Origin of the sequence: Flavobacterium sp. FPG59, from assembly GCF_002150205.1 — a bacterium.
Lineage (GTDB): Bacteria > Bacteroidota > Bacteroidia > Flavobacteriales > Flavobacteriaceae > Flavobacterium.
This window is the reverse complement of the sequence record NZ_MTCA01000103.1, coordinates 1-10155: the sequence shown is the minus strand read 5'-3', so window position 1 is coordinate 10155 and position 10155 is coordinate 1. Positions and strand designations below refer to the sequence as shown.

5 protein-coding genes are annotated in these 10155 nt (G+C 35.9%); 2 read left to right on the top strand and 3 right to left on the bottom strand.

Annotated features, from left to right (window positions below; translation table 11 throughout):
• Window positions 1–70 precede the first annotated feature (70 nt).
• Window positions 71–2284 (bottom strand): TonB-dependent receptor, encoded by a 2214-nt coding sequence (locus tag FPG59_RS10070; RefSeq protein ID WP_086454477.1) that lies wholly within the window; start codon window positions 2282–2284, stop codon window positions 71–73.
• Window positions 2285–2714: 430 nt separating this feature from the next.
• On the opposite strand from FPG59_RS10070, the gene FPG59_RS10065 reads away from it, so the two are divergent.
• Window positions 2715–3245 carry an RNA polymerase sigma factor gene (locus FPG59_RS10065; protein ID WP_086454476.1) on the top strand — a complete coding sequence of 177 codons (531 nt, stop codon included), beginning with the start codon at window positions 2715–2717 and terminating at the stop codon, window positions 3243–3245.
• Window positions 3245–4030 (top strand): anti-sigma factor, encoded by a 786-nt coding sequence (locus tag FPG59_RS10060; RefSeq protein WP_086454475.1) that lies wholly within the window; start codon window positions 3245–3247, stop codon window positions 4028–4030. The genes FPG59_RS10065 and FPG59_RS10060 overlap by 1 nt, the downstream gene beginning before the upstream one ends.
• A gap of 76 nt (window positions 4031–4106) precedes the next feature.
• Here FPG59_RS10060 and FPG59_RS10055 read toward each other — a convergent pair whose 3' ends face one another.
• Window positions 4107–7193 (bottom strand): fibrinogen-like YCDxxxxGGGW domain-containing protein, encoded by a 3087-nt coding sequence (locus FPG59_RS10055; protein ID WP_086454474.1) that lies wholly within the window; start codon window positions 7191–7193, stop codon window positions 4107–4109.
• A gap of 25 nt (window positions 7194–7218) precedes the next feature.
• On the bottom strand, window positions 7219–10155 hold a 2937-nt coding region (locus FPG59_RS16600), incomplete at its 5' end, for a hypothetical protein (RefSeq protein ID WP_086454473.1).

The window sequence follows — 10155 nt, the reverse complement described above, 5'->3', positions numbered from 1 at the left end:
AAAAAGGAAGCCCGACCCTATGAATTGTCAGGCTTCCAAACAAATAAACAACAAAAACTTCTCGTGGTATTTAGAACGCATAGGTAATTTTCCCTTTCAAAAAGAAAGGCGTTCCTGGAGTAAAATGTATTTCCTCAACACTTTCTGGCTCGTTTTGAAGTCTCGATTCTGTTGCAAATTGTGTTTCATTCCATTCAGTATTGAATATATTTTCGATGGCAATGCCAATATTTATTTTCTTTACTTGATAATTTACATTCAAATCAGATATAAAATAGCCTTTAGCAACAATAGAATTATCCTCATTTGCTGGACGATTCTTGAGGTAACGATAACGTAAACCTCCTGAAAATCCATGCACTTTTTGAAAACTCAATCCGCCTGTTGTTGTAAAATCAGGCGCTAACGGAATAAAATCTTGACCGTTTGGCTCTTCAATGCTACGAGCATAGGTATAATTGGCATCGGCGTCAAAAAACAAATGATCATTCAATTGATAACGCAAACTAAGTTCAGCGCCCATTCTACGCGACTTGCCACTCGGCTCAATTACTCCCGCATCACCTACATAAACAAATTCTTGATCCAAATACAAATGCCACAAAGCAGCATTTACTAATAGTGATGGCATTGGTTTCCAAATTGTACCAATATCAGTACCAATTGCTGTTGGAAGAATTTCTCTACCATTATTTTCAACCACTACTCTTGTATCATTTGAGTGAAAACCCATTCCTGATTTGACAAAAAATTGTAATTCATTACTTTTTGAATAAATAAAATTCAATTTTGGTGAAAACTTCACTTCTGTTTCTGCCTGCGTTTGAAACGTGTTGGCTAACTTATCTTGGTAATTGAATTTAAAATAATCTAAGCGCAATGCAGGATTTATAATCCATTTGCCAAACTTTAACTCAGCATTCGCATACGAGAATAAGTTAGATTGCTCTACATCGCCTAATTTTAATCGTTGTAAAACGGTTCGTCTATTCAGCGTACTTGATAATTCAGAGTCAACTGTTGCATCTGATCTAAAACCAATTCCGTATTGCATAAGCACTTCGGTGTCATTAATAAATGATTTTTGATGTAAATCAGCATTTAAACCATAAATCGCTCGTTCTTCTTTTTGTTTTATTTGATCTCCATTTAGAGGATCATTCAAGAAAAATGTAAAATTCGAGAATAATTCAAACTCGTAATTCGAATAAAAAGCATTGGCCTTAAAATAGCTATTTTCATTAATTGGTTTTGACCAAGCCACATTAAAATTAGTTCTTGAAGTTGTTCCTCCTTCCGTACTATCAACTGCACCAAATCTAGTAATCACTCCCAAATCAACCAATCGTTGCGGAATTTGTCCAGACGCATCCCATTTGCTTTTGAAACGAGAAGCTAAAATTGAGAACTTACTTGCATCATTCAAACTAAACGAATATTTCCCTAAAAGATTGATTCGATTAAAATTTTGAGGCGCATCAAACGGACCATCTGTCACAATATATTCAGTAGCAATGTAAGCACTTTGATTTTTTTGTTGTCCCAAAAGATCAAATAATCCTACTGTTCTGAGGGTATTAAATTGACCAACCTCTATACCAATACTACTGTTTTCGATTTTATCTTTTGTTTGAAAAGCTACATATCCTGCCGTTGCAAAATCTCCTTTGTCTGCATAATAAGTTCCTTTTCCGAAATCAATTTTATCTACCGTTTCTGGTATAACAAAATGCAAATCAGCGTAACCTTGACCATGCGCATGTGAAACCATATTTACAGGCATGCCATCCACAGAAATAGCAATATCAGTACCATGATCAATATCAAAACCTCTTAAAAAAAGCTGCTCTGCTTTACCTCCACCTGCATGCTGACCAATGAACAAACCTGGAACTTTACGTAAAATCTCTTGCGAAGAATTTACGGGTGTAGTTTGCAAATCAATTTTTGAAATGACATTCATAGCCGAAAGTTTGGGTTGAATTACAACTTCTTTCAAGCGAAATAGTCCGTCTTCAAGAACGATAGCTTCTTCATTTGAATTAAAAGCGCGAATTAGTCTTTTGTAACCAAAGGCTACTATTTCAAGAGGATCTCCGTCAACCGTTTCAGATAAAGTAAAAACTCCAAATTCATTACTGTGTGCATGCGTTTGAGATTTAGTATTCAACACATAAACGTTTTCAATTGGATTGCCGTTTTTATCTACAATCTTCGCTTTTTTACTTTGCGCCCAAGTCGTTACACTAGCACATGCGAGCAATGCTAAAAAAATATTTTTCATTTATTTACAAATAAAACTTTACAAAATATACAGTCAAACCATTTAAGACAGTACTTATCATAAAAGAGATTAAAGTGCGAAAATATTTCTTTTTACTGGCAATATCAAGATAAATAAGAACTTATAAGTCACAGGCAAATCATTTATGTCTTTCGTGAATATCATACTTCAACTGCTAAAAAAAAAGCCTTACCAAAAAACAAAAAAAAATTTAATTAGTTAATTACCTTCTGTTTGTCATATACGTTATAGACAACAAAATAGTTTTTGAAAAATGATATTTTTATCGATCGTGTTCAAAAACTTGACTTTTTGTTTATATTTACGGTAACAAATAAATTCCAGATTTAGTTAAAGAAGGTAAATTTGAAGTTTAGAAAACGCTTTTACTTGAACTTACTTAAACTTGCAAAAAATAAACGATCGAAATATGAGCCAAGAAGAACTACTAGTATTAATTTATAAAAAAGACGAGAGAGCATTCACCTACCTTTATGATATGTATTCAAAAAGTTTGTTTGCGGTGATCAATGTACTCGTTAAAAATAGGGAAGAAGCCGAAGATGTCCTTCAAGAGGTTTTTGTAAAGATTTGGAAAAACATTGATTCCTACAATGAAAGTAAAGGACGCTTTTATACTTGGATTTTAAATATTGCTCGTAATACATCTATTGATAAATTGCGATCTAAGAATTTTAATAATAGCCAAAAAAACCTATCAACAGATAATTTCGTAAATCACTTTGAAGACAGTTCAAAACTGGCTGACAAGATGGATACTATTGGACTACAGGACTTTGTAAAGAAGCTTAAACCAAAGTGTATTCAAATTATAGATTTACTTTTTTTTAAAGGTTATACCCAACAAGAGGCTAGTGACGAGTTGGCAATTCCTTTAGGAACCGTAAAAACGCAAAATAGAAATTGTATTAACGATCTAAGAAATTATTTGAAAATCTAATGGAAACAAAAGAATATATAGAATCAGGAATTCTGGAACTTTATGTTTACGGCTTACTTAGTGAGTCTGAAAGCGAAGAAGTGGCCAGCAAAGCAAAAAATTCTGCTGAAATAAACTCAGAAATTATTGCTATAGAAAAAGCAATCGTTGCTTTATCATCAAGTTTTTCCCCTTTTCACTCAGTAGCCAACTTTGAGAAAATTAAAGAAAAACTAGAATTGAAACACGCTCCTGTGATAACACTTGAAAGTAGCAGTAATAAAATGCAATATTTGGGTTGGGCTGCAGCTTTACTTTTACTTTTAGGCGTAGGATATCAATACAATGAACTCAATGTTTCTTCAAGTCAAGTAGCTGCTACAAAACTTGAAAAAGCAACTTTAGAGAAAGAATTTAAAAGTTTAAAAATTAAAAATACAGCAGTTGAAACCAGTTTAGCCGTAGTAAGAGATACTAAAAATACGGTTGTAGGTTTGGGCGGTCAAGCAGTTGCCCCAGAGTCTTTTGCCAAAGTATATTGGAACCAAGACACAAAGGTAGTTTATGTTGATGCATCGGGATTACCTGAACCACCAAAAGGAATGGTTTATCAAGTATGGGCTTTAAAACTAGATCCGTTAACCCCTACAAGTATTGGTTTATTAGAAAATTTTGATAAAAATGATCAAAAATTATTTGCTGTAAATAACGCGAATGAAGCACAAGCTTTTGGGATAACACTTGAGCCTGCTGGCGGAAGCGTATCCCCTACAATGGAGCAGTTGTATACTCTAGGTAAAGTTTAAAAATTTAGAATCAAATGATAAAGGTTCAACTTACAACAGTTGAACCTTTTTTTATTCAATTTATAACATTCTACTTTTAACGTACCCAATACCAAATAATTCCTGGATTATCATTACCACAACAACCCATCCATGGCGCTGGAGAAAATCCGTTTGTGGAAACTAAAGTACCCCACCATGCTCCATTGGGGTCGCTACTTGTTGTTATAGCTCCTTGTGAACCATTTGCATACCAAGGCATAATTTGTTCAATTCCGTCATTATTGTAATTCCAAGAATCAAATTTTGTATTTAAAGTAATATCCGTTTGAGTATTATTAGTGTTTACAAAACTATACGCTTGGTTAGCAGTCCAAATACCACCCCATCGCCCTCGTGATGTTGCTTCTATCATATATTGAAAACCGCTAGCACTCTTTTTAAGATAATCTGCATAGGATATAATAGAATATTGACCATTAATCGTTGGAACTGTTTCATTTCTTAGAATAGCATTAGTTCCATTCCATCCGGAATTATTGTTATTAGACAAAATCAATGTCCATCCACCACCATCGGTAGTCATATCTGCATATATTTGAAATGGCGAACCTCCATTAATATTAGGATTTACAATCCAATACAATCCATCCATTGCAGATGGATAATCTGTTTTTATTTGAAGTGCACTACTTCCTGCTGTAGCTGCCGAAAGTCCGTCATTTGATCTTGTATTGGTTTTACCTCCAAACGGTGTTAGCGAATTACTGGTTTGCAATGCACCGTTTTTATTGATATAATTAGAATCTGTGGTCGAAATTTTTCCATTTCTTGTTAGTACAGTAACGCTATTCACCGTTAATGATGCAGTTATAGTTCCGGCAAAATGAGTCCCTGTAAGATCTTGCGTAGCAGTAATTGTAGTAGTTCCTGGACCTGTTATTGTCACATTAGATCCGCTTATGGTGGCAACGCTAGGATTACTACTGGCGTATGAAATGCTTCCATTACTTTGACTTGTTGGTGGCGTAATAGTATAAGATCCGTCAAAAAAAGTCTTGGTTACGTTTCCAAAACTACTAAGATTTGGATCTTTTAAAACAGTTACTGTTACTGAATTGTTTACAACACAAGAACCATTTAAAGAAAAACCAGATACATAGTATGTTGCTGTTTCAGTTGGAGATACATCTATAGATGCTGTAAGTCCCAAGGGAATATTTGGAAAAATTCCATAATAGTTTCCTGTGCTTAGCTCTACCTTTATTCTGTCTACTTCTGAAAGTACGGTGTCAAAGGCAAAAATATCTGCAACATCCGCATCAGACGGTTCACTTTCATTAATTCGTAAGCCATTTGGACTGCCATTACCTCCATTTTGAGAAATCGTTTTTGCAATACTATTTTCAAAAACAAATGACGTTGACCCGTTTCCTGTTCCTGAGTATACATAAGCGTTATTGTCTGCAGGAATTCCGTTTTCTTGTGAAACCCAACCCTCAAAATAGGCCTGACTTTTACTTCCTCCCCACCATCCTAAAAGCCAATTGTTATTGGAACCATTTAAAACTCTACCTCTACTAGGACCTGTTTGTTTTGCCGTATACACAACCGAGTAAGGAGTAGAAAAATTAAAATTATTTTTAATACTTTGTGACGTATTGAACCTTAAAATAGGTTTTGAATTTAATCCAGATGCAACGTAAAGTGGTTGTGCACTAGTTGAAGGTGCAACCATGTCATTTCCATTTCCTGACTGGTCATACAGTTTTACACAATATCCAGATGAAACTCCGAGCCATGAATCAATTGCTGCTGTATCTAGATTTTTACCTGAAAAGCCAAAATCAGCTTCAACATTATCACTTGCACGTCTTAAGCGAACCGCAAATCCCGTATAATTAGATTTTAGCAATCGCAATCCAACAGCCAACTTAGCAGTTGTTACTTGATCCAAAGGGGTATATAAAACGCTACTCCATGAATAAGTAATTGCACCGGATGCTGTAAGGGTAGCCGTGTCTCCCGCATTAATAGTAACTGAAGCAGGATTTATGGTAACAGGCCCTAGTTCCTCGACGGTTACAGGCCCCGAAATGAGACTTACCGCTGGTAAACCCAAACTTCCAGAAACAACTACGTAGTAATATGTAGTGCCGTTATTTACGGTTGGAGGAATAAAAGTAGCTGAAGTAGCATCAGCAATTAATGTACCACCCACAGTGCTTGGAATGGTGTTGCTATACCATTGAAAAGTTAGGTTTTGACCTGTAGCTTCTACGCTTAATGGAGTTGCAACGGTTCCTTTACATTCAAACCTATTTAGTGGTGAAGGACTGGTTAGGATTGCTGTTGTGCATAACGTTAATGGAATTCCGTAATAACTTCCTTGATTACATTCTAATAATTGTCTAACTCCTACTGTATTTAACGTAGAAAAACCAATTGCTTCGTTTTGTAAAATAGAGCCTCCATTAGATCCACCATCATAATTACCAATGAAAATTTGGCTCAAATTATCCGTACTGGTAGTAATTGACAATACCATGCTTTCATTTGTAGGCCCTAATGAACTCGAAATCAATTTTGAAATTCCGTTTCTCCAAATAGCTACAGGAGACACATTAGAATGAAAATTAGTTCCTCCGTTTTCTAATATTCCCCCAATTCTAGGAGTCCCATCTAGAATACAGTGATAACCTGGCCAGTTAGTAGATTCTGATCGTATCACTGCTGTAACACTTGCTAAATTTAAAGATCCAGAATAAACCAAGCCTTTATTCCCCGAAAAATCAATTGCAATCTTAGTCCCTATATATTTAAAGATTCCGTTTGATACAATTCTAGGTTGTTGACTTAAATCTGGTTTTATAAGGTGTCTATTATTTCCACTTTGATCGTACCAGATACTCACATATCCATCTTGTATTCCAACGAATGTTAATATTGCAGCAGAATCTATTGACCCATCACCATTAAAGCCAATGTCTAAAGTAGCGTTGTCTAAACTACGACGAACTTGAATGGCACTTCCAGTATACGAACTACTTAATTTTCTTAAGCTGAAAGCAACGGCTGCTGGATCAGTAATGCTCAGTCCTAAAATATCCAAACTATTTTGAGCATTTCCTTGAAATGTAAAAAACAGTGAAAGAATAAAAACAATTTTTATAAAAAACTTCATATTGTTTTGGTTTTAGAAGCTACTATTAATAAAAATAATCAAATTGAATTCGGTCATTTACTGACAACGAGTAAGATCCGTTATTTGATGGAATATAAGTTAATGTATTTCCTGATACGGAATATGCAGTATTACTAATTCGTATTCCATTGATATACATTTTAACCTTGCTGTTGGGTGATTTAGTTTGCGTTAAAGTAAATGAAGTTTGAGCCGCAGTTGCACTAAATTCGTCTGCAACTTCCAAAATAGCTTCAGTTGAAACTGAACCATCTGCTTTTAAAAATTGTGCGGCAGTTCCTCCAGCTACTTTGAACGAAGCTGCAGTAATGGCGCCACTAGTTTTTACATCTGTTATAGCTGCATGTGAACCACTACCATCTGATCCTAATTGAATTGTATTAGAAGAGGTAACTATTGCATTTGCGCCTATTGCTACCGAATTAGAAATTCCATTTGTGGCAACATCTGCGTTTTTACCAATGGCAGTATTTTGTGATCCTGAAATATTTGTCTGTAATGATTGAGTACCTATGGCAACATTGTCTGTTCCTGAAACATTATTTGACAATGCAATATAACCCAATGCCGTATTTCCTCCGGCCGCCCCATTTGAGGCTAATGCCCCTCTACCTACTCCAGTATTAGCATATCCAGCATTATTTGCTAAAGTTCCTAGTCCCACAGCTGTATTTGAATTTTCATTAAAATTCCCTCTACCTATTGTAATTCCATTAATCACTGCATCAGCGCTAAAATTCTTGGTACCGTCTATAGTTTGATTATTAGTTAAATCTACAAAGTTTTGAGTTGATGAACCTGTACCTCCATTGATCACCGGTAATACACCACTATAGGCTGTTGCTGTTGTTGAAGGTGTAATCCATGCTAATGTACCCGATCCGTTTGTTGCCAATACTTGACCGACAGTTCCATCCGTATTTGGAATTGTAATTGAACCAGTAGTAATTGTTCCACTTGTTTTTATGTTAGTAACCAATGTATTTCCTAATTGTATAGTGTTACTTGAATTAACTACCGCACCAAATCCAATAGCAGTTGCATTGTTAATAGATTCGCTCCCATTTTGAGCAGCTGCATTACTACCTAAAAAAGTATTTTGAGTACCAGTAGTAATAACACTACCCGAATTATATCCTAATGCTGTATTATCCGTACCAGTAGATTGAGTCAATGTACCAACTCCAATAGCAGTATTATTATTTGCAGCTTGACCATTTGAAAGCGAAGCAGCTCCTACTGCTGTGTTATTATCGCCTGAACCACCACCCTGACGGATCGCATTATTCCCTATTGCAGTATTATTACTACCTGATGAGGATGTAAATGCATAAATACCTAAAACCGTATTACTATTCCCTATTGGACTAGACCAAGTAAAAGCAGTATCGCCAATTCCTATGTTGTTGGATCCTCCCTTTGTGCCTATTGTTATTCCATGCACATTAATATTATCTGAAGTTGTTAATCCGGCTGCAGTAATATTTCCTGCCGCAAAACTTCCATAAATATCTCTTGATACTATGCTAGAACCGGTATTAAGTTCAGTAGCCGTAGTGGCGCTATTACTAACCTTTCCAGCTGTAGCAATTGTTGCTAATTTTGTATCTTGGATTTCAGCAATTGAAGAAATATCTACATCAACTATTTCTCCATCTTTAATTTTAGTACTTGTAATTGCATCAGTAGCAATAGCTGGTAAATCAGCAGTTCCTGTGAAGTCTCCTGCTAGTTGTATTTTACCTTTTACTGAAACAGTAGCATCAGATATTGTTGCAGCAGATATAGCACTAGTTACAAATGCCGTTGTAGCAACTTGATCAGAATTAGTATTTGATGTTGCCGTTGGTGCCAAAGGGGTTCCTGTAAATGTTGGTGAAGCTAAATTCGCTTTTAAATCTAAAGCTGATTGTGTTGCTATAGAAACTGGTTTGTTCGCATCGCTGGTATTGTCTACATTTGATAATCCCACCATCGTTTTATCAATTCCCGAAACCGTTCCTGTAAAAGTTGGCGAAGCCAAATTCGCTTTTAAATCTAAAGCGGTTTGAGCAGCAGCTGAAATTGGTTTGTTCGCATCCGAAGTATTATCAACGTTTGCTAATCCAACCATCGTTTTATCAATTCCTGAAACGGTTCCAGTAAAAGTTGGTGAAGCTAAATTCGCTTTTAAATCTAAAGCGGTTTGCGCAGAAGCTGAAATAGGTTTGTTCGCATCCGAAGTATTATCAACGTTTGTCAAACCAACCATTGTTTTATCAATTCCTGAAACCGTTCCTGTAAAAGTTGGAGAAGCTAAATTCGCTTTTAAATCTAAAGCGGTTTGCGCAGAAGCTGAAACTGGTTTGTTGGCGTCGCTAGTGTTATCGACATTGCCTAAGCCAACCATTGTTTTATCAATTCCTGAAACCGTTCCTGTAAATGTTGGTGATGCTAAATTCGCTTTTAAATCTAAAGCGGTTTGCGCAGAAGCTGAAACTGGTTTGTTGGCGTCGCTAGTGTTATCGACATTGCCTAAGCCAACCATTGTTTTATCAATTCCTGAAACCGTTCCTGTAAATGTTGGTGATGCTAAATTCGCTTTTAAATCTAAAGCGGTTTGAGCAGCAGCAGAAACGGGTTTGTTTACATCGCTGGTGTTGTCCACATTCGATAATCCAACCATTGTTTTATCAATTCCTGAAACCGTTCCTGTAAAAGTTGGCGAAACTAAATTGGCTTTTAAATCTAAAGCAGTTTGAGCAGCAGCTGAAACGGGTTTATTGGCATCGCTGGTGTTATCGACATTGCCTAAGCCAACCATCATTTTATCAATTCCTGAAACCGTTCCTGTGAAAGTTGGTGAAGCTAAATTTGCTTTTAAATCTAAAGCGGTTTGCGCAGCCGTAGAAACAGGTTTGTTCGCATCGCTGGTGTTGTCTACATTTCCAAGACCAACCAT

What these genes read in the sequence shown, in the direction of transcription:
- FPG59_RS10065 (WP_086454476.1), top strand. Translation starts at nt 2,715, where the DNA reads ATGAGCCAAGAAGAACTACTAGTATTAATTTATAAAAAAGACGAGAGA.
- FPG59_RS10070 (WP_086454477.1), bottom strand. Translation starts at nt 2,284, where the DNA reads ATGAAAAATATTTTTTTAGCATTGCTCGCATGTGCTAGTGTAACGACT.
- FPG59_RS10060 (WP_086454475.1), top strand. Translation starts at nt 3,245, where the DNA reads ATGGAAACAAAAGAATATATAGAATCAGGAATTCTGGAACTTTATGTT.
- FPG59_RS10055 (WP_086454474.1), bottom strand. Translation starts at nt 7,193, where the DNA reads ATGAAGTTTTTTATAAAAATTGTTTTTATTCTTTCACTGTTTTTTACA.